Below are 24,252 nucleotides of genomic sequence, written 5' to 3' on the forward strand. Positions count from 1 at the left end.
GCGCTCATGATGACATGCGGCGCGGTGTCCGATGGGCCGGATACCGCGTGTCGGGGGCGGCCTCTACCATGGAAGATCGAGCAAGTTCGCCCTTTACCCGCCGCTGAAAGGACCTCAGTGCTTCGCACCCACCTCGCCGGGTCTCTCCGTCGTGAGAACGCCAGCCAGACCGTCACCGTCGCCGGATGGGTGGCCCGCCGCCGCGATCACGGAGGGGTGGTCTTCATCGATCTGCGTGACTCCTCCGGCCTCGTGCAGGTGGTCTTCCGCGACGAGCAGGTGGCCGAGGCCGCGCACCGGCTGCGCGCCGAGTACTGCATCCAGGTGACCGGCACCGTCGAAGTCCGTCCCGAGGGCAGCGAGAACCCGAACCTCGCCTCCGGCGCGATCGAGATCAACGCCGGCGAACTGGTCGTGCTCAACGAGTCGGCGCCGCTGCCGTTCCAGCTCGACGAGCACCCGGGCGAGGAGGCGCGCCTGCGCTACCGCTACCTGGACCTGCGGCGCGAAGATCCGGCCAACGCCATCCGCCTGCGCTCGAAGGCCAACGCCGCGGCGCGCGAGGTGCTGGCCGCCAACGACTTCCTCGAGATCGAGACGCCGACGCTGACCCGCTCCACCCCGGAGGGCGCCCGCGACTTCCTGGTGCCCGCCCGCCTGCAGCCCGGCACCTTCTACGCCCTGCCGCAGAGCCCGCAGCTGTTCAAGCAGCTGCTGATGGTGGCCGGAATGGAGCGCTACTACCAGATCGCCCGCTGCTACCGGGACGAGGACTTCCGCGCCGACCGGCAGCCGGAGTTCACCCAGCTCGACGTCGAGATGAGCTTCGTCGACGAGGACGATGTGATCGCGCTCGCCGAGCAGATCCTGGTGGCCCTGTGGCAGCTGATCGGCTACCAGATCACCACCCCGATCCCGCGGATCACCTACGCGGACGCGATGGCGCGCTACGGCACCGACAAGCCCGACCTGCGCTTCGGCCTCGAGCTGGTCGAGTGCACCCTCTACTTCGCGGACACGCCGTTCCGCGTCTTCCGCGCGCCGTACGTCGGCGCCGTGGTGATGCCGGGCGGCGCCGCGCAGCCGCGCCGCCAGCTCGACGCCTGGCAGGAATGGGCCAAGCAGCGCGGTGCCAAGGGGCTGGCCTACGTGCTGGTCCAGGAGGACGGCAGCCTCACCGGCCCGGTCGCCAAGAACCTGTCCGACGCCGAGCGGGAGGGCCTCGCCGCCCACGTCGGCGCGCAGCCGGGTGACTGCATCTTCTTCGCCGCCGGCCCGGTGAAGCCGATGCGCGCGCTGCTCGGCGCTGCCCGCAACGAGATCGCCGACAAGCTCGGACTCCGCAAGGACGGCGACTGGGCGTTCACCTGGGTCGTCGACGCGCCGCTCTTCGAGCCCGCCGACGATGCCACCGCGTCCGGTGACGTCGCCGTCGGCTCGGGCGCCTGGACGGCCGTGCACCACGCCTTCACCTCGCCCAAGCCGGAGTCGCTCGACACCCTCGAGGAGAACCCGGGCGCGGCGCTGGCCTACGCCTACGACATCGTCTGCAACGGCAACGAGATCGGCGGCGGCTCGATCCGTATCCACCGCCGTGACGTGCAGGAACGCGTTTTCGAGATCATGGGCATCTCCCACGACGAGGCGCAGGAGAAGTTCGGCTTCCTGCTCGACGCCTTCGCCTTCGGCGCACCGCCGCACGGCGGCATCGCCTTCGGCTGGGACCGGATCACCGCGCTGCTGGCCGGTGAGCCGTCGATCCGCGAGGTCATCGCCTTCCCGAAGTCGGGTGGCGGCGTGGACCCGCTGACCGACGCGCCGGCACCGATCACACCGCAGCAGCGCAAGGAGTCGGGGATCGACGCCACGCCGAAGCCGCCGGTGACCGCGCAGAAGGCCGACGACACCGCGAACCGATGACCGTGGCCGGGGAGGCGCTGCTCGCCGATGCGCTGGCGACCGGGGAGGCCCTGCTCACGCGGCGGGCCGGTTCGTCGGTCACCCTGACCGACCCGGAAGACCTCGGCGGCACCGGGCGCAGCACCGTCGTCCGCTCCCGGCTGGGTGACAATCCGCTGGCCACCGGCCGGACCGTGGTGATCAAGGTGCTCGACGACGGCGCGCCGATCGCCCCCTTCCTGCGCGAGGTGGCCGCCTACCGCTACGCCACGGCCCTGCCGACGCGGTCCCGCCCGGGACCACAGCTGCTCGCCTCGGACACCGACGCCCGGATGCTGGTGCTGACCGACCTCGGACACGGCCGCAGCATGATCGAGGTGCTGGGCGAGGACGCCGACACCGCGGCCCGCGGGCTGAGCGCCTGGGGCCAGGCACTCGGCCGGATGCACGCGGCGACCGTCGGCGGCGAGGACGACTTCCGGGCGCTACTGCGCCGGACGGTCGCCGGCAGCGCCGAGCGGGGCGCCGACGAGGTCGCCGCGCAGGCCCGCGACTGCCGGGAGGGGGCGCCCGCCCTGGTGCAGCGCCTCGGCATCCCGCTGTCGGACCGGCTGGCCGCGGACCTGCGGGAGGGCTGCCGGCTGTTCACCGGCGGCGACCTGCGGGCGTTCAGCCCGTCGGACGTCGGCCCGGAGAACATCCTGATCAACGAGGACGGCGTCCAGTTCATGGACTACGAGTTCGGCGCCTTCCGCGACGGCACGCTCGACGTCGCCTACGCACTCGCGACCTTCCCGGCCCGGCTGTCGGAGGTGGCCCTCGGCCGCCGCGCGGACCTGGAGAAGCGCCTGGTCGACGCGTGGCGATCGGAAGTGGAGGCGCTGTGGCCGGTCGCGCACCGGGACGGCGAGTTCACCCGGCGTCTCCTGGTCGCCCGCACCCTGTGGGTGTGGCTGTCGACGCACTGGATGGTGGGCGGCGGCCGCCGCGGGCACGACTGGGCGCTGCACACCACCGATGCGCGGGTGGTGCTGACCCGGTGGGCCGACCTCGGCGACGCCGCCCGGCGGGCCGGCGACACCGAACTGGCCGGCGCCGCCGACGAGATGGAACGCGCGTTGCGCCTGTTCTGGTTCGAGTGACCACCCGATGACCGACGATCCTGGGCTCTTCGCCGATCCGGCCGACCCGCCGCGGCCGGCCGCCGGCGGGGGACCGGCCACGCCCGGCGGGGCGCGCCGCCCGCAGGCCCCGCTCGCCGTCCGGATGCGGCCGGAGACACTCGAGGAGATCGTCGGCCAGCAGCATCTGCTCGGCGAACGCGCACCGCTACGCCGGCTGATCGAGGGCTCGGGGGCGTCGTCCGTGCTGCTCTACGGCCCGCCCGGCACCGGCAAGACCACGATGGCATCGCTGATCAGCCGCGCCACCGGCGGCCGGTTCGAGGCGCTGTCCGCACTGTCGGCCGGGGTCAAGGAAGTGCGGACGGTGATCGACCTCGCCCGCCGCCGCCTGGCCCACGGCGAACAGACGGTGCTGTTCATCGACGAGGTCCACCGCTTCTCCAAGACACAGCAGGACGCGCTGCTCGACGCCGTGGAGAACCGCATCGTGCTGCTGGTGGCCGCCACCACCGAGAACCCGTCGTTCTCGGTGGTCGCCCCGCTGCTGTCACGGTCGCTGGTGCTGCAACTGCGCTCGCTGACCGACGACGACATCGCCGCCGTCGTGGCCCGGGCCATCGCCAGCCCGCGCGGGCTGGCCGGCGGCGTCGAGCTGACCGACGAGGCTCTCGACCACCTGATCGCGGTGGCCGGCGGCGATGCGCGCCGCGCCCTCACCGCGCTGGAGGCCACCGCCGACGGCGTCGTCCGCGACGCCGGCGTGGACTCCGACGGCGCCGACGCCGACGAGCACCGGGTGCTGACCATCGAGGTGTCCGACGTCGAGGCGGCGATCGACCGCGCCGCCGTCCGGTACGACCGCGACGGCGACCAGCACTACGACGTGATCAGCGCGTTCATCAAGTCGATCCGCGGGTCCGACGTCGACGCGGCGCTGCACTATCTGGCGCGGATGATCGCGGCGGGGGAGGACCCGCGGTTCATCGCGCGGCGGCTGATGATCCACGCCAGCGAGGACATCGGGATGGCCGACCCGACCGCGCTGCAGTCCGCGGTGGCCGCCGCGCAGGTGGTCCAGCTGGTCGGCATGCCCGAGGCCCGGCTCGCGCTGACCCAGGCCACCATTCACCTGGCGACCGCGCCCAAGTCCGCGGGCGTGGTGAAGGCGATGAGCGAGTCGATGGCCGATGTCTCGGCCGGGCGCATCGGAAACGTGCCGCCGCACCTGCGGGACGGCCACTACGCCGGTGCCGAAGCGCTGGGCAGCGCCGTCGGCTACCGGTACCCGCACGAGTATCCGGGCGGGGTCGTCGCCCAGCAGTATCCACCGGATCCGCTGGTCGGCCGGGACTACTACCACCCCAGCGAGCACGGCTTCGAGCGTGAACTCGGGCCGCGAGTGACGCGTCTGCGCAGCATCGTGCGCAGAATCACGAAGGGGCCGGCGAAGCGGTGACCGTCGCCGAATGGTGAACCGGGAAGTTCACCGAATTCGCGATGAAGCACCATTCGTGCGCGTCGTCGTGGGCGGCGAGGGCGTCGTCGATCATCGACTCCTCGGCGACGACGACCCGTGGCCGCAGCGTCGCGGAGGTGAACCGGCCGCCGTTGCCCTCGGTGCGCATCACCGCCGTCGCGTCGTCGGTGTACGAGGTCACCACCACCCCGCGAGCCACGCAGGCGTGGAGGTAGGAGAGCAGGTGGCACTCGGCCAGGGCGGCCAGCAGCATGTCCTCCGGGTTCCAGCGCCCGGCGTCGCCGCGGAACGACGGGTCCGCCGAGACGACCAGGTCCGGCCGGCCGTCGGACTCCAGGCGCACGGTGCGGTCGTAGTCGCGGTAGCCGGAGGTGCCGGATCCGCGATTCCCGAGCCAGGTGGCGGTCAGCGCGTAGCGGTGTTCGGGTCCCATGGGTCGAGTCTGACAGAGACGACGGTAGGCTGGAGAGTCGCAACAGCCGTACCAGCCGACATTCTGAGGACGACACCGCAGTGCAGACGCATGAAATCCGGAAGCGCTTCCTGGATCACTTCATCCGGGCCGGACATACCGAGGTGCCCAGCGCCTCGCTGATCCTCGACGATCCGAACCTGCTGTTCGTGAACGCCGGGATGGTGCCGTTCAAGCCCTACTTCCTCGGCGACCAGACGCCACCGTTCGCCCGCGCCACCAGCGTGCAGAAGTGCGTGCGCACCCTCGACATCGAAGAGGTGGGCATCACCACCCGCCACAACACCTTCTTCCAGATGGCGGGCAATTTCAGCTTCGGCGACTACTTCAAGCGCGAGGCCATCGAATTCGCCTGGTCGCTGCTGACCGACCCGGTCGACGAGGGCGGTTACGGCATCGACCCGCAGAAGCTCTGGCCGACGGTCTACCTCGACGACGACGAGGCCGAGGCCATCTGGCGCGACGTGATCGGCGTCCCGGCCGAGCGCATCCAGCGCCGCGGACTCAAGGACAACTACTGGTCGATGGGCGTGCCCGGCCCGTGCGGCCCGTGCTCGGAGATCTTCTACGACCGCGGCCCGGAGTACGGCATCGAGGGCGGCCCGGAGGCCGACGAGGACCGCTACATCGAGATCTGGAATCTCGTGTTCATGCAGAACATCCGCGGTGAGGGCGGCGGCAAGGAGGGCTACGAGATCCTCGGCCCGCTGCCGAAGAAGAACATCGACACCGGCATGGGCATCGAACGCGTCGCCTGCCTGCTGCAAGGCGTCGACAACGTCTACGAGACCGACCTGCTCAAGCCGGTGATCGACCTGGCGTCGGAGCTGACCGGCCGCGGCTACGGTACCGGCGATCACGAGGACGACGTCCGCTTCCGGGTGATCGCCGACCATTCGCGAACCGCCGTCATGCTCATCGGCGACGGTGTGGTGCCCGGCAACGACGGCCGCGGCTACGTGCTCCGGCGGCTGCTGCGGCGCGTGGTGCGGTCCATGCGCCTGCTCGGCGCGAGCGAGCCCACGATGGGCCGCATCGTCGAGCGGGTGATCGAGCTGATGAGCCCGTCGTACCCGGAGCTGGCCGAGCAGCGCGAGCACATCCTGACCGTCGCGGTCGCCGAGGAGTCGTCGTTCGGCAAGACCCTGGCCTCCGGTTCCAAGCTCTTCGCCGACGCCGCGGCGTCGACCAAGAAGTCCGGCCGCAGCCGGATCAGCGGTGACGATGCCTTCGTCCTGCACGACACGTACGGTTTCCCGATCGATCTCACGCTGGAGATGGCGTCCGAGGCGGGCCTCGAGGTGGACCGCGAGGGCTTCGCCGAGCTGATGGCGGCCCAGCGCACCCGCGCCAAGGCCGATGCCACCGCCCGCAAGTCCGGGCACGCCGATCTCTCGGTGTACCGCGAGTTCCTGGATCGGGGGCCGACCGAGTTCACCGGCTTCGATGAGCTGGTGTCCCAGGCGCGCGTGATCGGCATGGTCGCCGGCGGCGAGCGGGTGGTCTCGGCGACGCCGGGCACGGAGCTGGAACTGATCCTGGACCGGTCGCCGCTGTACGCCGAGTCCGGCGGTCAGATGGCCGACACCGGCACCATCACCACCTCGTCGGGCGCCCGGCTGACCGTGACCGACGTGCAGAAGCTGTCCAAGCTGGTCTGGCTGCACCGCGTCACGGTCCAGGAGGGCGAGATCGTCGAGGGCGACGAGGTGCTCGCGGCCGTCGATCCGTCCTGGCGGCACGGTGCCACGCAGGGCCACTCCGGCACGCATCTGGTGCATGCCGCGCTGCGCGAGGTCCTCGGACCCACCGCGACGCAGGCGGGATCGCTGAACCGGCCCGGCTACCTGCGGTTCGACTTCCACTCGTCCGAGCCGCTGAGCGAGGCTCAGCGCACCGAGATCGAGCGCATCAGCAACGAGGCCGTCGAGGCCAACTACACCGTCAACACCTTCGAGACCGATCTCGCCTCGGCCAAGGCGATGGGTGCGATGGCGCTGTTCGGCGAGAACTACGGCGACGAGGTCCGCGTGGTCGAGATCGGCGGACCGTTCTCGATGGAGCTGTGCGGTGGTACGCACGTCGGCAGTTCGGCGCAGGTCGGCCCGGTCACCGTGATCGGTGAGGGTTCGGTGGGTTCCGGTGTCCGCCGCGTCGAGGCGTACGTCGGCATGGACTCGTTCCGCTACCTCTCGCGGGAACGCGCCCTGCTGGCCGGCCTCGCGAGTTCGCTGAAGGTGCCGTCCGAGCAGGTGCCCGACCGCGTCGAGCAGCTGGTGACCAGGCTCAAGGACGCCGAGAAGGCGCTCGACGCCGTCCGCGCCGAGCAGGCCCGCGCGGCCGTCGGCGGACTGATCGACGACGCCGAGACCGTCGGCGGCACCCTCGTGGTGGCCGGCCGGGTGGGCGACGGCGTCGACGCGAACGGCCTGCGCGCGCTGGCCACCGAACTGCGCGGCAAGGTCGCCGATCGTGACGCCGTGGTCGTGCTGTTCGGGGCGGACGGCGGCAAGGTGCCGTTCGTGGTGGCCACCACCGAGGCCGCGCGGGCCGCCGGACGCAAGGCCGGTGACCTGGTCCGGGAGATCGCTCCGCTGGTGTCCGGCCGCGGCGGCGGCAAGCCGGACCTGGCGCAGGGCTCCGGCACCGATGCCGAGGGCATCGACGCCGCGTTGCGTCGCGTGCGAGAGGTCGTCGGCGAGTCGTGATCTCACCGCGAGGACGGCGCCTCGGCATCGATGTCGGGAGCGTCCGCGTCGGCGTGGCCAGCTGCGATCCCGACGGGATCCTGGCGACCCCGGTGGAGACCGTCCAGCGCACCGCCGACGACGCCGATGTGCGGCGCGTCGCCGCGCTGGCCGACGAATACGAAGTGGTCGAGGTGGTGGTGGGCCTGCCCCGCACGCTGCGCAACACCGAGGGCGCGGCGGTGGCCGCGGCCCGTGACTTCGGCGGCCAGGTGGCGGCGGCGATCGCCCCGGTGCCCGTCGTCTACCACGACGAACGACTCACCACGGTGACCGCGGCCGGTGCCTTGCGCGCAAGTGGACGCAAGGGAAAGGCCGCGCGCGCCGTCATCGATCAAGCGGCCGCTGTGGCTATTCTTCAAGGATGGCTGGATGCCCGACGCAGCGAAGGACGAGGCGCGAGTGACTGAAGAGCAAGAGCCACGGACCCGGCACCGGCGCCGCCGCGCACCCGGCGACCCGACGACGACCGGCAGCATCCCGATCGTCCGCACCGATCCCGGCCTGCCCGATCCGACCGTCGAGTACCGGCGGCCGGAACGCTCGGCCAACCCGTATCTGGAGATCCGGTACGCGCAGGCCGAGGTGCCCTCGCCCGCGATCGAGAAGCGCTTCGTCGAGCCGTCGTGGTCCGCCGAGCCGCCGCAGGTCCGGCACCGGGCCGCCGTGCCGCCGACTCCGCTGCCGGAACCGGCCGCGCCGGTGGCCCCCGTCACCGCGCCGGTTCCGGAGGCGCCGACCGTGCCGGCCGCTCCGGCTCCGGTTCCCGCTCCGGTGGCCGACGCGGACACCGCGGCGATGCCGTCGTCGCGGGCCGGCTCGCCCGCGGACTTCACCGCGACCGACCCGCACGTCCCGGCGCTCGACCCGGCCGAGCTGAACACCGCGGCGTTCGCGCTCGCCGCCCCGACCGCCCCGGTCGCAGCGCCCGGGGCCCACGCCGCACCGGTGACCGGATCGTTCGACATCCTCGACGGTCACGCCGAGACCGCGCCGGCTCCGGCCCCGTCCGCCGGTGGATCCGGCGAGCCGCCGACCGGTGACCTGCCGGTCGTCGAGGGCGGGATGCCGGAGCGGCGTTCGCACCGCAAGGCGCTGTTCGCGGTGCTGGCGGTGGCGATCGTCGTGCTCGTCGTCGGTCTGCTCGGCCTCAAACATCTCGGCGTGTTCGACTCGCACAAGAACTTCAGCTCCACCACGGGCGGTTCCCCCACACTGGTGCAGATCCCGGAACAGGCCTCGGTGCGCGAGATCGGGAAGATCCTCGCCGACGACGACGTGGTCGGCAGCAAGCGGGCGTTCATCGACGCCGCGGGCAGCCGCTCCCTCAAGGCGGGCTTCTACAAGCTGCCCACCAAGATCTCGGCGGCCACCGCGGTATCGATGCTGACCGACGAGAACGACACCTACCGGGTCGGCAGCCTGGTGATCCCGGAGGGGCTGCAGCTCGACTCCAAGAAGGGCATCGACGGGAAGACCACGCCGGGCATCTTCGAGATGCTGGCGGAGGCGACCTCGGTCCAGGCCGACGGCAAGACCTACGGCGTCACGGTGGAGCAGTTGCAGCACGCCGCGGCGCAGTCGTCGGTGGCCGACCTCGGCGTCCCGTCGTGGGCGGCACCGGCCGTGCAGAAGCTGACCGGCGATCACCGCCGGATCGAGGGCCTGATCGCGTCCGGGTCGTGGGAGGACATCGATCCCCGGATGGATGCGAAGGAACTGCTGCGCAGCCTGATCACCAGGAGCGTGACCCGGTTCGAGAGCTGGGGCCTGACCAGCCAGAACGACTCCGGACTGATGCCGTACGACGCCCTCGTCGTCGCCTCCATCATCGAGCGCGAGGTGAAGCACGACGACGACTACGCCAAGGCGGCCCGGGTGATCCTGAACCGGCTCGACAAGGGCCAGAAGCTCGAGATGGACTCCACCGCCAACTACACCGCGGCGGTGACCAACATCGACGTGCACGGTGAGACCTACACCGACAAGACCGAGTGGAACACCTACCAGAAGGAAGGCCTTCCGGTGACGCCGATCGGTGCGGTCGGCGAGAAGGCGCTGCACGCCGTCGAACACCCGGCCGTGGGTGACTGGGTCTATTTCGTGACCGTCGACAAGGACGGCACCACGCTGTTCGCGAAGACCTTCGCCCAGCACAAGAAGAACACCGAGGTCGCCTGCAAGAACAAGTTCATCACCACCGGATGCAGCTGATGGACGGCGGCCCGCGCAAGGCCGCGGTGCTCGGCTCGCCGGTCGGGCATTCGCGGTCGCCGGACCTGCATCGCGCCGCGTTCGCCGCGCTGGGCCTGGACGGCTGGACCTACGACGCCCTGGAGACGACGGCCGAGGAGCTGCCCGCGCGGGTGGCCGCCGCCGGACCGGAGTGGACCGGCTTCTCGGTCACCATGCCGGGCAAGTTCGCCGCGCTGGCGGTGGCCGACGAGCGGACCGCGCGCGCCGAGCTGATCGGCTCGGCCAACACCCTGATCCGGCTGCCCGACGGCCGGTGGCGCGCCGACTGCACCGACGTCGACGGGATGACCGGCGCGCTCGCCGAGGCCGGAGTCCCGGTGGCCGCGCGGCACGCGGTGGTGGTGGGCGCCGGCGGGACGGCCCTGCCGACGGTCGCGGCGCTCGCCGACTGGGGATTCACCGGGATCGTCCTCGTCGCCCGCAGCGTGGAGCGCGCCGCGGGCGTGGTGGAACTCGCCGGGCGGCTGGGTCTGGCGTGTCGTCTGGTGGGTTTCGAGAACGGTCCGGCGCTCGCCGAATCGGTCGCGGGCGCGGACGTCGTCGTCTCCACCGTGCCGGCCCCCGCCGCGGAGCCGCTGATCGCGTCGCTGCGCGGTGCCGCGCGCCTGGTCGACGTCATCTACGACCCGTGGCCGACCCCGCTGGCGCGGGCGGTCACCGAGTCCGGGGGAGTCGTGGTCGGCGGGCTCACCATGCTGCTGAACCAGGCGTACAGCCAGTCCGAGCAGTTCACCGGGCGGCCCGCGCCCAAGGAGGCGATGGCCGCCGTCCTGCGCGCCTGACTTGTGGACAACCCGGTACCACTCGTACCGGCCTGTGGACGGTGCCGCCCGGCGCCGGGCGCGACGGTCCACGCTGGTGTCATGCTGCTCACCTGGCTGCTCGCCGCGGGCCTGATCGCCGCCGCCGAGTGTGACCGCCGCACCGGCCGCCTGCCGAATCGGCTCACCCTGCCGCTGCTGCTGATCGCGGCGCTACAGGCGTGGTCGTCACCGGCCGCCGCGCTCGCCGCCCTGGTGCTGACCGCGCCCTACCTGGCGGGCTTCCTCACCCGATCGTGCGGCGGGGGCGACGTGAAGCTGGCGCCGTCGTGCGGGGTGCTCGCGGGGTCGTCGTTCGCGGCCCTGGCCGTGCTGCTCCTGGCCGCGGTGCTGACGGTGGCGGTGTGCGCTCTGGTGCGGCGACGGCGTGTCGTGCACGGGCCGCTCCTGGTCGTTGCCACCCTCGTCGTGGCCGTCGCCGCCGCGTGAGGGTGGAAAGCACCGTGGCCGAGTTTGTGACTAGAGTGACTAGAGGTACAGGTGGGGTTTGAGGCTAGGGTGGGCGGGGTAGTCGTCGCCGATCGAGTCGAGGTTTCTCGTGTCCGCCAGTGCCCGCGGGGTGTCCCGCCGCCGTTTCCTGTCCGTGTGCGCCGCCGGAATCGCGGGTGCGGGTGCGGCCGTCGTGCTGCCGTCCGGCCCGGCACGCGCCGACGGCCTCGCCGACCTCGCCGCGGGTTCGTCGGAGTTGCCGCCCTCGCTGCCCGCCGGCACGACCCTCGGCACGCTGCTGGACTACGCCGTCGGCGTCCCGTCCCCGCAGGCCGTCCGCGCGGCCGGGCATGCCGGGGTGATCCGGTACGTGTCCGATCCGCGCGAGTCGTGGATGACCGGCAAGCCGCTGACCGCCGCGGAGGCGACGGGGATGCGCGCGGCCGGGCTGACCGTCGTCTCCAACTATCAGTACGGCAAGGAGGCGACGGCCGACTGGCTCGGCGGCTACCCGGCCGGGCTGAAGCACGCCGCCCGCGGGGCGCAGCTGCACACCGCGGCGGGCGGGCCGGCCGGTGCCCCGATCTACGTCTCCATCGACGACAATCCGACGCTCACTCAGTTCGTCACCCAGATCGCCCCGTATCTGCTCGCCTGGAACACGGTGATCGGTCCGGGGCGGGTCGGCGTGTACGGCAACGCGCAGACCATCCAGTGGGCGTCGTCGCTGGCGCTCGGGCAGTGGTTCTGGCAGCACGACTGGGGGACGCCGAAGGGCTACCTCCACCCGGCCGCGCACCTCCACCAGATCCCCGGCCAGCAGCAGGTCGGCGGGGTGACGGTGGACGTCAACACCATCCTGAAGCCCCAGTACGGGCAGTGGACGTAGCTTCTGGAACAATTGTTCCTTGTGTTGCGCTGGACTACTGCAGGAGAATCCCACGGGCCCGCCCTGATCGCGATGATCGAGGGCATGGTGGCCGGGGTCGAGATCACCTCGGCCGACATCGCCGAACAGCTCGCCCGCCGACGTCTCGGCTACGGCCGGGGTGCGCGGATGAAGTTCGAGGCCGACAAGCTGACGCTGATCGGCGGCTTCCGGCACGGCCGCACCATGGGCAGCCCGATCGCCATCGAGATCGGCAACAGTGAATGGCCCAAGTGGGAGAAGGTCATGTCGGCCGATCCGGTCGACGACGCCGAACTGTCCGGCGCCCGCAACGCGCCGCTCACCCGGCCGCGCCCCGGACACGCCGACTTCTCCGGCATGCTCAAGTACGGGTTCGACGACGCCCGGCAGGTCCTCGAGCGGGCGAGCGCCCGGGAGACCGCGGCCCGCGTCGCCGCCGGTACGGTCGCCCGCAACTTCCTGCGCCAGGTCTTCGGCATCGAGGTCCTCTCGCACGTCATCTCCATCGGCGCCAGCGACCCGTACGACGGCCCCGCGCCGCGCTACGCCGACCTGCCGGCCATCGATGAGAGCCCGGTCCGCGCCTTCGGTAAGGACGCGGAGACCTCGATGATCGACGAGATCGAGGCGGCCAAGCGCGACGGCGACACCCTCGGCGGCGTCGTCGAGATCATCGCCACCGGCGTCCCGATCGGTCTCGGTTCGCACGTCTCCGGCGAGACCCGGCTCGACGCCCGGCTGGCCGGCGCCCTGATGGGCATCCAGGCCATCAAGGGCGTCGAGGTGGGCGACGGTTTCGCCACCGCCCGCCGCCGTGGCAGCGAGGCGCACGACGAGATGGTCCCCGGGCCCGACGGCGTCCTGCGCTCCACCAACCGTGCCGGCGGCACCGAGGGCGGCATGACCAACGGCGAGGACCTGCGTGTCCGCATCGCCATGAAGCCGATCTCCACGGTCCCGCGCGCTCTCGCCACGGTCGACATGACCACCGGCGAGCCCGCCAGCGCCATCCATCAGCGCAGCGATGTCTGTGCGGTGCCCGCCGCCGGCGTCGTCGCCGAGGCGATGGTCGCGCTGGTCGTCGCGCAGGCCGCGCTGGAGAAGTTCGGCGGCGACTCGGCCACCGAGACCGGCGCCAACCTGCGGGCCTACCTGGAGACCATCGACGTCCGGCCGCCGCGTCCGTGACGCCGCGGGTCGTGCTGACCGGGTTCATGGGATCCGGCAAGACCACCGTCGGGCGGGCGCTGGCCGCCGCGCTCGACGCCCGGTACCTCGACACCGACGAGGAACTGGAACGACGCGCCGGCCGCACCATCCCGGAGATCTTCGCCGACGGTGGGGAAGCCGCGTTCCGCGCGCTCGAGCGTGAGGTGGTGCTCGACGTGCTGGCGACCCGCGAAGGGGTCGTCGCCCTCGGTGGCGGTTCGGTGACCGTGCCCGACATCGCCGGCGCCCTGGCCGATCACCACGTCGTCTACCTGCGGATCGGTGCCGACGACGGCTTCGCGCGCGTCGCGCATTCGGACCGTCCGCTCCTGAACGACCCGGATCCCGCCGCGCGCTACGCCGCACTGCTGGCCGGGCGCACCGCCGCCTACGAGGCCGTCGCCTCGCAGACGGTCGACGCGTCCGGTGCCGTCGCCCCGATCGTCGAGCAGATCCTCGCCGCCCTGCCTCCCGAAGGAGAACCGTTCATGACCGAGCCCGTGAAGGTGGCCGTTCGCGCGGCCGCTCCGTACGACGTGATCATCGGCCGCGGCCTGCTGCCCGACCTGGCCGAGGCCGTCGCCACCGCCGATCACGTCGCGATCGTCTACCAGCCGCCGCTCAAGCAGACCGCCGAGCAGATCCGCGAATACCTCACCGAACGTGGGCTGGACGCGCACCGCATCGAGATTCCGGACGCCGAGGACGGCAAGGACCTGCAGGTCGCCGCCTACCTCTGGGACGTGTTCGGGCAGATCGGCATGAAGCGCAACGACAAGGTCGTCAGCCTCGGCGGCGGCGCGTGCACGGACCTCGCCGGCTTCGCCGCGGCCACCTGGATGCGCGGCATCGGCGTCGTCCACGTCCCGACCACGCTGCTGGCGATGGTCGACGCCGCCGTCGGCGGCAAGACCGGCATCAACACCGACGCCGGCAAGAACCTGGTCGGGTCGTTCCACGAGCCGGACGCCGTGCTGATCGACCTCGGCACCCTCGAAACGGTGCCACGCAACGAGATCGTCGCCGGCCTCGCCGAGGTGATCAAGACCGGGTTCATCGCCGATCCGGTGATCCTCGACCTCATCGAGAACGACCCGCAGGCCGCCCTCGACCCGGCCGGCGACGTGCTGCCCGAGCTGATCCGCCGCAGCGTGCAGGTGAAGGCCGACGTCGTCTCGGCGGATCTGAAGGAGTCGTCGCTCCGGGAGATCCTCAACTACGGCCACACCCTCGGGCACGCACTCGAGCGGCGTGAGCGGTACAAGTGGCGCCACGGCGCCGCCGTGGCCGTCGGCATGGTCTTCGCCGCCGAGCTGGCCCGGCTCGCCGGCCGCCTCGACGACGCCACCGCCGACCGCCACCGCACCCTGCTGGAGCTGGTCGGCCTGCCCACCAGCTACGACCCGGACGCCCTCGGCGACCTGCTCAAGTACATGGCCGGCGACAAGAAGAACCGCTCCGGCATGCTCCGGTTCGTCGTGCTCGACGGCCTCGCCCGCCCCGGCCGCCTCGAGGCCCCGGACCCGTCGCTGATCGCCGCGGCGTACTCCGCCGTCGCCGGCGAGTCGTCCCCGGGCGGCGTCTTCCTCGGCTGACCGGGAGTCGTAGCAACGCCCGTGCCCCGCTGCCGCGCTGCGAGGGCCGTCCTGCGAGGTAGATCGTCGCCTTTCAGTGGTGCTGTCGGAACCGCGATCTATAGTCGTCTCGTGCTGTACACACCACAGTGTGCAGGAACGGAGGGACGGCAGTGAGTGCCACGGTGTCAGTGACGATGGTGGGCGAGGGCCGAGTCGCATGCGTGCTTCGGTCGCCGATGGGCCGGCGACTGGAGCTGAGTGGACCGTTGGCCGGTCCGGTAGCCGAGGCGATCGAGGGCGACGACGAGATGCTCTCGAACGCCGCGATGGTGAACAACGCCTGGGCGTATGCCAAACACTCGATCGCTGCGCTCGAAGCGGCGGAACCGGACGACGAGAAGAGTCAGTTGGCGCAGGCCGGAGTGCACGAGGAGATTGCCAGGGAGATCTCGGGCTTCGTCGACCGGCTGACCACCGAAGTCGTGCTCGCTCGGTGGTGTTCGGGGTGCTTCGCCAAGACGACTCACCGGAAGGTCGCCGTCCGTCGCCGTCTGCCGACATACCTGTGCGCGAAGTGCGGGACGCCGACCCGAGTCTGCCCGGCTCCGGGATGTGCGCATATGGCCGTCCGCGGTCCCGGCTCCGTCAGGCTGCCCAAGTATTGCGCGGAGCATCGGCACGAACTTCCGAGCTTCGCGCGGGCCGCGGACAAGATCTCGGCACCGCATCGCTACCGGGACATCCTGAAGTACGACAGCGCCAACCTCGCGAGGCACTCGCGGCTCGCCGGCTTCGGCCTTCTCGGCGGCGCCGTGCTCGGCCCTGCCGCCTACGCGGCGGCTCCTGCGCTCGGCGGTCTGGTCGGCGTGACCTTCGGCGGCTATTCCGGGGCGGTGGCGACGAGCTGGGGATTGGCGACTCTCGGGGGTGGAGCGATCGGATCCGGCGGTATCGCGTTCGGCATGGCGGGTGGCACGGCAGTGATCACGGCCGCGGGTGCGGCGCTCGGGACCGCCTTCGGTGCGAGCCTGATCAATGCCTACGTGAGTGATGACCAGTCGTTCGGCATCCAGAAGTTCCGTGCCGGGAACGGTACGCCGGTGGTGATCGCGCGAGGATTCCTCACCCAGAACGCTCAGGACTGGGACGCGGCCGTCGACATGGTCGAGGCCCGGTACCCCGATTCACCGGTGTATCTCCTGCACTGGGGGTCCAAGGAAAAGGAGAGCATCGCCAAGTACGTCTTCGCGAACATGGGCATACAGCAGGGAGCAGCCTTCGCCGGAGTCGGTGGGGCGATGGCGCACAAGGCGGCAGCCGCGGCCCTCGGTCCGATCGGCTGGGCGATGGCGGGCGCCGGACTCGCGAAGAATCCATGGCATTCGGCGACGGTCCGCGCGGACAAGGCCGGCGCCGCACTCGCTGGAATCCTGGCGCGCACGGAGACCGACGAGGTCATCCTCGTCGGTCACAGTCTGGGCGGCCGGGTGATGATCACCGCCGCTGAGTCGATGGGGACCGACCCCGCTGCGCCCGCGGTCGCAGCGGTACACCTGGTCGGGGCGGCACGGGGCCGTGGCGGCGACTGGGGCAGGCTCGGACGCGCCGTGACCGGGGAGGTGCACAACTATCACTCCACCAACGACAAGGTCCTCAAGTACCTCTACAAGGGCGCGATGCTCGGTAGTGAGGCGGTGGGCGCCAAGGGTTTCGGATCGAGCTTCGCGAACATCGTCGATCACGATGTGTCATCGGACGTACTGGGGCACAGCGACTACTTCGACGACGTCACACTGGTCTGACCGCCGTTCTGGACCCCGGGCCGGTGCTCGGATGCCCGAAGGCCCGGTCCCCGTGAAGGGGGCCGGGCCTTCGGTGAAAGAACGACGGCTCAGGCGCCGGTCTGCACGACCTCGGTCGGCTGGGTGTGCAGTTCGTGGTGCGACCAGTCGGTGTCCTCGCCCTTGCGCTGCTCGCGGCGGACCAGGAAGCGGCCGGCGCTGACGCCGAAGAAGGCGGGCACGTACACCAGCAGCGTGATGAACGACGTTCCGGCGATCATCTCGATCCAGAACGACGCCTGGCCGATGCCGTCGAGCCAGTAGGTGCCGAGGATCCAGCAGATCAGGCACGACGTCCAGCCGGCCAGGAAGCCCGCCTTCAGCCAGCGCATGGTGAGGTCGTCGTAGTCGTCGGGGTCCGGATGGGCGCGCGCATCCTTGATACCGTCGTATCCGCCCCAGATCACCGCGATCAGCACGATCGCGGCGATGGCGATGGCCCGGTAGATCGGGGACTGAATGGGCCACGCGATCACCGCGAAACCCAGCAAGATGCGGGCCGCGATGTTGATGACCGACATGATGATACCGCGCAGTAGCCACGAGTCCATGTCGATACCGTACCGGCCTGAGACCTGTACAACAATCTTGGCATGCCTGTGTCTGGAGAATCCGTCCCCGTGTCCGCCCCCGCCCCCGCCTACGCCGCACGACGCGCCGCCGTCGCCGCCGGCCTGACCCGCCGCGGCGCCGACGCCCTGGTCGTCAGCGACCTGGTGAACGTGCGCTATCTGACCGGTTTCACCGGCAGCAACGGCGCCGTCCTGATCCGGGCCGATGGCGGCGGCACCGGTGACCGGATCGCCACCGACGGCCGCTACACCGCTCAGGTCGCGGCCCAGACGCCGGATGTGACGGCGGTGATCGCCCGCGACACGCTCGCCGCGCTCGTCGCCGAGGCGGCCGGCGCGCGTGTCGGCATCGAGGCCGACGCGGTCACCGTCGCCCAGTTCCAGACCCTGCGCGAGGAACCCGGCGGCGACGGCGCCACGCTGGTTCCCCTCCGCGGCGTGGTCGAGGAGTTGCGCGAGGTGAAGGACGACGGCGAGGTGGCCTTGGTCACGCGGGCGTGCGCGGTGGCCGACGCCGCGCTGACGGCGCTGATCGAGCGCGGCGCGATCGCCCCGGGCCGCACCGAACGACAGGTGGCGCGCGACCTGGAATGGGAGATGTACGAGCGCGGCGCGTCGGGCATCGCCTTCGAGACCATCGTGGCCGCCGGGGCGCACTCGGCGGTCCCGCATCACCGGCCGACCGACGCGGTGCTGGCGACGTCGGACCTGGTGAAGATCGATTTCGGGGCGATGGTCGACGGCTACCACTCGGACACCACCCGCACCGTGGTCCTGGGCGAACCGGCGCCGTGGCAGCGGGAGATCCACGAGATCGTGCGTGTCGCGCAGGAGGCCGGAACGCGGGCGCTGACCCCCGGCGCCGACCTGCGCGCGGTGGACGCCACCGCTCGCCAGGTGATCGCCGACGCCGGATACGGCGAGTTCTACGTGCACGGCCTCGGACACGGTGTGGGCCTGCGGATCCACGAAGCGCCGGGGATCGGCGCCACCGCGACCGGTACACTTCTTCGAGGCGCGATCGTCACCGTCGAGCCGGGCATCTATCTGCCCGGCCGCGGCGGGGTGCGGATCGAGGACACCCTGGTGGTCACCGAATCCGGTTCGCGGTCGCTGACTCACACGCCACGCGAGCTGCGCGTGCTGTAGCGCACGACAGACAAGACTTATAAGGAGACCCCTCATGGCGACGACCGCCGATTTCAAGAACGGCCTCGTGCTGAAGATCGACAACCAGCTGTGGCAGATCCTGGAGTTCCAGCACGTCAAGCCGGGCAAGGGCCCCGCCTTCGTGCGCACCAAGATCAAGAACGTGCTGTCCGGCAAGAACGTCGACAAGACCTTCAACGCCGGCGTCAAGGTGGAGACCGCCACCGTCGACCGCCGCGACATGACCTACCTGTACAACGACGGGTCGGACTTCGTGTTCATGGACGGCGAGACCTTCGAGCAGATCTCGATCTCCCCGGAGACCATGGGCGACGGCGCCCGCTTCCTGCTGGAGAACATGAGCGTCCAGGTCGCCACCCACGAGGGCGAGCCGCTGTTCGTCGAGCTCCCGGTGACCGTCGAGCTCATCGTCGCCCAGACCGATCCGGGCCTGCAGGGCGACCGCTCCACCGGCGGCACCAAGCCGGCCACGCTGGAGACCGGCGCCGAGGTGGCGGTCCCGCTGTTCATCAACACCGGTGACAAGCTGAAGATCGACTCGCGCGACGGAAGCTACCTCGGCCGTGTCAACAGCTGATCGGCGCAACCCGGAGCCGCGCGGCCGCCATCGCCAGCGGCGCCGGGCCGTCGACATGCTGTTCGAGGCCGAGGCCAAGGGCGTTCCGGCGACCGACCTGATCGCCGAGCGTCGCGAGGTCTTCGACACCCACGACGCGGTCGGCGAGATGACCGGCTACGTGGTCCGGGCCGTCGAGGGCGTCACCGCCGATGCCGAGCAGGTCGACGCGGTGGTCGCCTCGCATCTGCAGAACTGGAAGTTCGAGCGGCTCCCGGCCGTCGACCGGGCCATCCTGCGCCTGGCGACCTGGGAGCTGCTGTACGCGCCGGACATCGACGTCAAGGTGGTCATCACCGAGGCCGTCAAGCTCGCCACCGAGCTGTCCACCGACGACTCGCCGGCCTTCGTCAACGGCGTCCTGGACCGGATCGCGGCGCTGGCCCCGCAGGTGCGCGCGGCCCAAATTCGCGGCGGCGACGCGGGGGAGTAGAGTCGCTTCCGGCAAATCCTTTAACGATCCGTCCCGTGAGGCGGAGAAGGAGGTCGGTCGCAAGGTGTCGCAAGATTCCGCACCGATGCATTCCCGGACGCTGCTGAGCACGTCCGATGTGGGTCGCACCATTGCGCGCATGGCGCATCAGGTGATCGAGAAGACCGCTCTGGACTCCGATCAGGCCGGCCCGGTGGTGATCATCGGAATCCCGACCCGCGGCACGTCTCTGGCCCGGCGGCTGGCCGCCAAGATCGCCGAGTTCAGCGGCGTCGAGGTGCCCACCGGCTACCTCGACATCACGCTCTACCGCGACGATCTGCGCGACAAGCCGCACCGCCCCCTCGAACGGACGCTGGTCCCCACCGGCGGTGTCGACGGGGCGCTGGTGATCCTGGTCGACGACGTCCTGTTCTCCGGGCGCACCGTGCGCGCCGCCCTCGACGCCCTCCGCGACCTGGGCCGCCCGGCCGCCGTACAGCTGGCGGTACTGGTCGACCGCGGTCATCGGGAGCTCCCGCTGCGCGCCGACTACGTCGGCAAGAACATCCCCACCTCGCGCGACGAGGACGTGGAGGTGCATCTCGCCGAGGACGACGGCGTGGACGAAGTGGTGCTGCGCACCCCGGGGGAGGACCGATGAAGCATCTGCTCTCGACCGCGGACCTGAGCCGCGACGACGCCGTCGAGATCCTCGACGAGGCCGCCCGCTTCGAGCAGGCGCTCGCCGGCCGCGAGGTCCGCAAGCTGCCGACGCTGCGCGGGCGCACCGTGATGACCGTGTTCTTCGAGAACTCCACCCGCACCCGGGTGTCGTTCGAGGTGGCGGGCAAGTGGATGAGCGCCGACGTGATCAACGTGAGCGCGTCGAGCTCGTCGGTCAGCAAGGGCGAATCCCTCCGCGACACCGCGAAGACCCTCCGGGCCGCGGGCGCGGACGCGCTGATCGTCCGCCACCCCGCGTCCGGCGCGGCCGCGCAGATCGCCCGCTGGACCAACGACGGCTCCGACATCCTCGGCCTCCCGACCACCGGACCCGCGGTGATCAACGCGGGCGACGGCACCCACGAACATCCGACCCAGGCACTGCTCGACGCCTACACCCTGCGCTCGCAGTTCGGCTCGCTCGACGGCCGGCGGATCGCGATCGTCGGCGACATCCTGCATTCCCGGGTGGCCCGCTCCAACGCCCAACTGCTGTCGACCCTCGGCGCCGACGTGGTGCTCGTCGCCCCGCCGACCCTGCTGCCCACCGGCGTCGAGACCTGGCCGGTACGGGTGAGCACCGAGCTCGACGCAGAACTGCCGGCCGCCGACGCGGTGATGATGCTGCGCGTGCAGGCCGAGCGGATGAACGGCGGCTTCTTCCCGAGCGCCCGCGAGTTCTCGGTCCGCTACGGCCTGAACGACACCCGGCTCGCCCTGCTTCCCGAGCACGCGAAGGTGCTCCACCCCGGTCCCATGCTGCGCGGCATGGAGATCGGGTTCGACGTCGCCGACGCTCCCCAGTCGGTGGTGCTCGACCAGGTCCGCGCCGGGGTGCACGTCCGCATGGCCGTGCTGTTCCGGCTCCTCGCCAGCGACGCGCACGAGGCCGCGGGCGACACCCCCGTTCATCACCAGGCAGGAGGGGTCCACTAGTGGCGGCCCACGGCAATGTCCTCATCACCAACGTTCGCCCGTACGGCGAAGGTGACCCGGTCGACGTCGCGGTCACCGACGGCGTCATCACCGGGATCGGCCCGGCCGGCACGCTGACCGCACCCGAGGGCGCCGGGACCGTCGACGGCGGCGGACACGTCCTGCTGCCCGGTTTCGTCGACCTGCACACGCACGTCCGCGAACCCGGCCGCGAGGACACCGAGACCATCGCGACCGGCTCGGCCGCCGCGGCCAAGGGCGGCTACACCGCGATCTTCGCGATGGCCAACACGAGCCCGGTCGCCGACAACGCCGCGATCACCGACCTGGTCTGGCGGATCGGCCAGGACGTCGGCCTGTGCGACGTCCACCCGGTCGGCGCGGTGACCGTCGGACTCGAAGGCACCCAGCTCGCCGAGATGGGCATGATGGCCGACGGCGTCGCGAAGGTGAAGCTCTTCAGCGACGACGGCAAGTGCGTCCACGACCCGGTCATCATGAAGCGGGCGCTGGAGTATTCGCGCGGCCTCGGCGTGCTGATCTCCCAGCACAGCGAGGATCCGCGGCTGACCGTCGGCGCGGTCGCGCACGACGGTCCCACCGCCGCGCGCCTCGGGCTGGCCGGCTGGCCGCGCGCCGCCGAGGAGTCGATCGTCGCCCGCGACGCGCTGCTCGCCCGCGACGCCGGTGCGCGGATCCACGTGGCCCACGCCTCCTGCGAGGGCACCGTCGAGCTGATCCGTTTCGCCCGGAGCCAGGGCATCGACATCACCGCCGAGGTGACCCCGCATCATCTGCTGCTCGACGATTCGCGGCTGGAGACCTACGACGGCGTCAACCGGGTGAACCCGCCGCTGCGCGAGGACCGCGACAAGCTGGCCCTGCGCGCCGCACTGGCCGAGGGCCTGGTCGACTGCGTCGCCACCGACCACGCGCCGCACGGCTCGCACGAGAAGTGCTGCGAGTTCAGCCAGGCCAAGCCGGGCATGCTCGGGCTGGAGACCGCGCTGTCGGTGGTCGTGGAGACGATGGTCCGCCCCGGCCTGCTCGACTGGCGCGGGGTGGCCCGCGTGATGAGCGAACGGCCCGCGCAGATCGTCGGGCTCGACGATCAGGGCCGCCCGATCGCCGTCGGCGAGCCGGCCAACCTGACCGTCGTCGACCCGGACACCGAGTGGGTGGTCGATCCGGACGAGCTGGCCAGCAAGTCGCGGAACACGCCGTACGCGGCGATGACCCTGCCCGGCGTCGTCGTCGCCACGATCCTGCGGGGGTCGGTGACGTACTCGTGAGCGACTGGCTGTACGACCTGATCATCGTCGTCGCGGTCGTCATCCTGTGGCTCGGTCTGGTGGCCCTCGCCCTGCGGGGCTGGCGCCGCCGTGGCCGCGCGCAGGCGCAGGCCGTCGGCGAGTTGCCGCCGGTACCCGCCGACCTCGGCGAGCCGGTCCGCGGACCGGAGACCGGCATGTACGTCGGCTCCACCCTGGCGCCCAGCTGGACCACCCGGATCGCCACCGGCGACTTCGGTGACCGGGCGCTGGTCGCCTACAGCGAGTACCCGGGCGGCATCCTGCTGGCGCGCACCGGCGCGTCGGACATCTGGATCCCGGCGGAGTCGATCACCGCGCTGCGCACCGAGAACCGCCTGGCCGGGAAGGTGATGAGCCGCGACGGCCTGCTCGTCATCCGGTGGCGGCTGGCGTCCGGCCTGGAGGTGGACTCCGGGATCCGCGGCGACGACAAGTCGGTGTACCCGGACTGGACGGCCCCCTACCGGGAGATCACCGAGGCCACCTTCGCGGCACTGAACGCCGGCGACAACGAGACCACAGCATCCGATACGAAGAGGAAGAAGTCATGAGCAAAGCGGTATTGGTGCTGGAGAACGGCAACATCCACACGGGTATGAGCTTCGGTGCCGAGGGCGCCACCTTCGGTGAGGCGGTGTTCTGCACCGCGATGACCGGCTACCAGGAGATGCTCACCGACCCGAGCTACCACAAGCAGATCATCGTCTCGACCGCCCCGCAGATCGGCAACACCGGCTGGAACACCGAGGACGGCGAAAGCCTGCTCGGCAAGCGGTCCGACGTGCGTTGGTCGGCCGAATTCATCGACCACGACGACCCGGGCAAGATCTGGGTCGCCGGCTACGCCCTGCGCAACCCCACCACGCGCGTCTCCAACTGGCGCGCCAGCAGCAGCCTCGACGACGAGCTCAAGGCGCAGGGCGTGGTGGGTATCGCCGGGATCGACACCCGCGCCGTGGTGCGCGTGCTGCGCGAGGCCGGTTCCATGCGCGCCGGGATCTTCTCCGGCGCCGCCGTCACCGACGCCGCCGACATGCTCGCCCAGGTCCGCGCCCAGGCGCCGATGTCCGGCGCCGACCTGGCCGGCGAGGTCAGCACCGAGCAGACCTACGTGGTCGAGGCGGCCGGTGAGCCGCGCTTCCGGGTCGCCGCCATCGACCTCGGGATCAAGGCCAACACCCCGCGCATGCTCGCCGCCCGCGGCGTCGAGGTGCACATCCTGCCCGCCGGGGCCACCTTCGACGACGTGATGGCCATCGAGCCCGACGGCTTCTTCCTGTCCAACGGCCCGGGCGACCCGGCCACCGCCGACGACGCCGTCGCGCTGACCCGGCGCGTCCTGGAGGCCGGCCTGCCGCTGTTCGGTATCTGCTTCGGCAACCAGATCCTCGGCCGGGCCCTCGGCCTGTCCACCTACAAGCTCAAGTTCGGGCACCGGGGCATCAACATCCCGGTGGTCGACCTGGCCACCGGCGAGGTGGCGATCACCTCGCAGAACCACGGCTTCGCCCTGGAGGGCAAGGCCGGCGACGAGTTCGACACCGACTTCGGCCGCGGCCGGGTGAGTCACGTCTGCGCCAACGACGGCGTGGTCGAGGGCGTCGAGCTGATCGACCGCCCGGCGTTCTCCGTCCAGTACCACCCCGAGGCCGCGTCCGGCCCGCACGACGCCGCCAACCTCTTCGACAAGTTCGTGTCCGCGATGGACGCGTACACGTCGGCCTCGACCACGGAAGGGAACTGAT

General features: G+C 71.2%; 22 protein-coding genes and 1 pseudogene. 21 read left to right on the forward strand and 2 right to left on the reverse strand.

The window, feature by feature from the left end; translation table 11 throughout:
* Positions 1 to 117: 117 nt before the first annotated feature.
* The 3 genes from aspS to ACSEEN_RS03240 are packed head-to-tail and all read left to right on the forward strand — an operon-like array spanning position 118 to position 4,479.
* Positions 118 to 1,920 (forward strand): aspartate--tRNA ligase, encoded by a 1,803-nt coding sequence (gene aspS / locus ACSEEN_RS03230; RefSeq protein WP_247863609.1) that lies wholly within the window; start codon positions 118 to 120, stop codon positions 1,918 to 1,920.
* On the forward strand, positions 1,917 to 3,041 hold the full coding sequence (locus tag ACSEEN_RS03235) for a hypothetical protein (protein WP_247863608.1): 1,125 nt from the start codon (positions 1,917 to 1,919) through the stop codon (positions 3,039 to 3,041). Before aspS ends, ACSEEN_RS03235 begins: the two co-directional genes overlap by 4 nt.
* A gap of 7 nt (positions 3,042 to 3,048) precedes the next feature.
* Positions 3,049 to 4,479 (forward strand): replication-associated recombination protein A, encoded by a 1,431-nt coding sequence (locus ACSEEN_RS03240; RefSeq protein ID WP_371307782.1) that lies wholly within the window; start codon positions 3,049 to 3,051, stop codon positions 4,477 to 4,479.
* Here ACSEEN_RS03240 and ACSEEN_RS03245 read toward each other — a convergent pair.
* Complete coding sequence (locus ACSEEN_RS03245) at positions 4,454 to 4,933, reverse strand: OsmC family protein (RefSeq protein WP_440712302.1); 480 nt, start codon at positions 4,931 to 4,933, stop codon at positions 4,454 to 4,456. The genes ACSEEN_RS03240 and ACSEEN_RS03245 overlap by 26 nt on opposite strands.
* A gap of 80 nt (positions 4,934 to 5,013) precedes the next feature.
* Between ACSEEN_RS03245 and alaS the strand changes: the two genes are divergently transcribed.
* The 10 genes and pseudogenes from alaS (at position 5,014) to ACSEEN_RS03295 (ending at position 16,723) form a co-directional block, all read left to right on the forward strand.
* The gene (gene alaS, locus ACSEEN_RS03250) at positions 5,014 to 7,680 is read left to right on the forward strand and encodes an alanine--tRNA ligase (protein WP_298441668.1); all 2,667 of its coding nucleotides are present in this window, start codon (positions 5,014 to 5,016) and stop codon (positions 7,678 to 7,680) included.
* Positions 7,677 to 8,129, forward strand: coding sequence for a Holliday junction resolvase RuvX (ruvX, locus tag ACSEEN_RS03255; protein ID WP_247863604.1), 453 nt, complete (start codon positions 7,677 to 7,679; stop codon positions 8,127 to 8,129). The genes alaS and ruvX overlap by 4 nt, the downstream gene beginning before the upstream one ends.
* On the forward strand, positions 8,122 to 9,933 hold the full coding sequence (mltG, locus tag ACSEEN_RS03260; protein ID WP_298441665.1) for an endolytic transglycosylase MltG: 1,812 nt from the start codon (positions 8,122 to 8,124) through the stop codon (positions 9,931 to 9,933). The genes ruvX and mltG overlap by 8 nt, the downstream gene beginning before the upstream one ends.
* A complete protein-coding gene (locus ACSEEN_RS03265; RefSeq protein WP_247863602.1) occupies positions 9,924 to 10,757 on the forward strand; it encodes a shikimate dehydrogenase in 834 nt (277 codons plus the stop codon). Before mltG ends, ACSEEN_RS03265 begins: the two co-directional genes overlap by 10 nt.
* An 81-nt stretch (positions 10,758 to 10,838) precedes the next feature.
* On the forward strand, positions 10,839 to 11,225 hold the full coding sequence (locus tag ACSEEN_RS03270; RefSeq protein WP_298441663.1) for an A24 family peptidase: 387 nt from the start codon (positions 10,839 to 10,841) through the stop codon (positions 11,223 to 11,225).
* A gap of 169 nt (positions 11,226 to 11,394) precedes the next feature.
* On the forward strand, positions 11,395 to 12,114 hold the full coding sequence (locus ACSEEN_RS03275) for a DUF1906 domain-containing protein (RefSeq protein WP_371308105.1): 720 nt from the start codon (positions 11,395 to 11,397) through the stop codon (positions 12,112 to 12,114).
* A 3-nt stretch (positions 12,115 to 12,117) separates the two neighbouring features.
* The gene (gene aroC / locus ACSEEN_RS03280; RefSeq protein WP_283255309.1) at positions 12,118 to 13,323 is read left to right on the forward strand and encodes a chorismate synthase; all 1,206 of its coding nucleotides are present in this window, start codon (positions 12,118 to 12,120) and stop codon (positions 13,321 to 13,323) included.
* A gap of 26 nt (positions 13,324 to 13,349) precedes the next feature.
* Positions 13,350 to 13,799: pseudogene (locus ACSEEN_RS03285) on the forward strand (shikimate kinase); the annotation flags it as partial.
* A gap of 33 nt (positions 13,800 to 13,832) precedes the next feature.
* Complete coding sequence (gene aroB, locus ACSEEN_RS03290) at positions 13,833 to 14,939, forward strand: 3-dehydroquinate synthase (protein WP_371308106.1); 1,107 nt, start codon at positions 13,833 to 13,835, stop codon at positions 14,937 to 14,939.
* Between the two features lie 248 nt (positions 14,940 to 15,187).
* On the forward strand, positions 15,188 to 16,723 hold the full coding sequence (locus tag ACSEEN_RS03295; protein ID WP_298441660.1) for a DUF726 domain-containing protein: 1,536 nt from the start codon (positions 15,188 to 15,190) through the stop codon (positions 16,721 to 16,723).
* An 89-nt stretch (positions 16,724 to 16,812) separates the two neighbouring features.
* Here ACSEEN_RS03295 and ACSEEN_RS03300 read toward each other — a convergent pair whose 3' ends face one another.
* Positions 16,813 to 17,313 (reverse strand): B-4DMT family transporter, encoded by a 501-nt coding sequence (locus tag ACSEEN_RS03300; RefSeq protein WP_247863599.1) that lies wholly within the window; start codon positions 17,311 to 17,313, stop codon positions 16,813 to 16,815.
* Between the two features lie 42 nt (positions 17,314 to 17,355).
* On the opposite strand from ACSEEN_RS03300, the gene ACSEEN_RS03305 reads away from it, so the two are divergent.
* From ACSEEN_RS03305 to carA, 8 genes are all read left to right on the forward strand, one after another.
* A complete protein-coding gene (locus tag ACSEEN_RS03305) occupies positions 17,356 to 18,483 on the forward strand; it encodes a M24 family metallopeptidase (RefSeq protein ID WP_440712303.1) in 1,128 nt (375 codons plus the stop codon).
* Positions 18,484 to 18,517: 34 nt separating this feature from the next.
* Complete coding sequence (efp, locus tag ACSEEN_RS03310) at positions 18,518 to 19,081, forward strand: elongation factor P (protein ID WP_247863598.1); 564 nt, start codon at positions 18,518 to 18,520, stop codon at positions 19,079 to 19,081.
* Positions 19,068 to 19,553, forward strand: a complete 486-nt coding sequence (nusB, locus tag ACSEEN_RS03315; RefSeq protein ID WP_283255206.1) for a transcription antitermination factor NusB — start codon at positions 19,068 to 19,070, stop codon at positions 19,551 to 19,553. The genes efp and nusB overlap by 14 nt, the downstream gene beginning before the upstream one ends.
* Positions 19,554 to 19,638: 85 nt before the next feature.
* Positions 19,639 to 20,196, forward strand: a complete 558-nt coding sequence (pyrR, locus tag ACSEEN_RS03320; protein ID WP_247868009.1) for a bifunctional pyr operon transcriptional regulator/uracil phosphoribosyltransferase PyrR — start codon at positions 19,639 to 19,641, stop codon at positions 20,194 to 20,196.
* Positions 20,193 to 21,194, forward strand: coding sequence for an aspartate carbamoyltransferase catalytic subunit (locus ACSEEN_RS03325; RefSeq protein ID WP_247863597.1), 1,002 nt, complete (start codon positions 20,193 to 20,195; stop codon positions 21,192 to 21,194). The genes pyrR and ACSEEN_RS03325 overlap by 4 nt, the downstream gene beginning before the upstream one ends.
* Positions 21,194 to 22,486 carry a dihydroorotase gene (locus ACSEEN_RS03330; RefSeq protein ID WP_298441651.1) on the forward strand — a complete coding sequence of 431 codons (1,293 nt, stop codon included), beginning with the start codon at positions 21,194 to 21,196 and terminating at the stop codon, positions 22,484 to 22,486. The genes ACSEEN_RS03325 and ACSEEN_RS03330 overlap by 1 nt, the downstream gene beginning before the upstream one ends.
* Positions 22,483 to 23,058: a PH-like domain-containing protein gene (locus ACSEEN_RS03335; RefSeq protein ID WP_247863595.1), complete on the forward strand. Its 576-nt coding sequence runs from the start codon at positions 22,483 to 22,485 to the stop codon at positions 23,056 to 23,058. The genes ACSEEN_RS03330 and ACSEEN_RS03335 overlap by 4 nt, the downstream gene beginning before the upstream one ends.
* Entirely contained in the window at positions 23,055 to 24,251 is a 1,197-nt protein-coding gene (carA, locus tag ACSEEN_RS03340; protein WP_247863594.1) for a glutamine-hydrolyzing carbamoyl-phosphate synthase small subunit, read from the forward strand. The genes ACSEEN_RS03335 and carA overlap by 4 nt, the downstream gene beginning before the upstream one ends.
* Position 24,252 lies beyond the last annotated feature (1 nt).

The organism is Gordonia marina (genome assembly GCF_052036135.1).
In the GTDB taxonomy this organism is placed as follows: Bacteria; Actinomycetota; Actinomycetes; order Mycobacteriales; family Mycobacteriaceae; genus Gordonia.

Coding starts and splice junctions, on each gene's coding strand:
- ACSEEN_RS03235 (WP_247863608.1), top strand. CDS start 1,917: ATGACCGTGGCCGGGGAGGCGCTGCTCGCCGATGCGCTGGCGACCGGG.
- ACSEEN_RS03240 (WP_371307782.1), top strand. CDS start 3,049: ATGACCGACGATCCTGGGCTCTTCGCCGATCCGGCCGACCCGCCGCGG.
- ACSEEN_RS03245 (WP_440712302.1), bottom strand. CDS start 4,933: ATGGGACCCGAACACCGCTACGCGCTGACCGCCACCTGGCTCGGGAAT.
- ACSEEN_RS03265 (WP_247863602.1), top strand. CDS start 9,924: ATGCAGCTGATGGACGGCGGCCCGCGCAAGGCCGCGGTGCTCGGCTCG.
- ACSEEN_RS03270 (WP_298441663.1), top strand. CDS start 10,839: ATGCTGCTCACCTGGCTGCTCGCCGCGGGCCTGATCGCCGCCGCCGAG.
- aroB (WP_371308106.1), top strand. CDS start 13,833: ATGACCGAGCCCGTGAAGGTGGCCGTTCGCGCGGCCGCTCCGTACGAC.
- ACSEEN_RS03300 (WP_247863599.1), bottom strand. CDS start 17,313: ATGGACTCGTGGCTACTGCGCGGTATCATCATGTCGGTCATCAACATC.
- ACSEEN_RS03305 (WP_440712303.1), top strand. CDS start 17,356: ATGCCTGTGTCTGGAGAATCCGTCCCCGTGTCCGCCCCCGCCCCCGCC.
- efp (WP_247863598.1), top strand. CDS start 18,518: ATGGCGACGACCGCCGATTTCAAGAACGGCCTCGTGCTGAAGATCGAC.
- pyrR (WP_247868009.1), top strand. CDS start 19,639: ATGCATTCCCGGACGCTGCTGAGCACGTCCGATGTGGGTCGCACCATT.
- ACSEEN_RS03325 (WP_247863597.1), top strand. CDS start 20,193: ATGAAGCATCTGCTCTCGACCGCGGACCTGAGCCGCGACGACGCCGTC.
- carA (WP_247863594.1), top strand. CDS start 23,055: ATGAGCAAAGCGGTATTGGTGCTGGAGAACGGCAACATCCACACGGGT.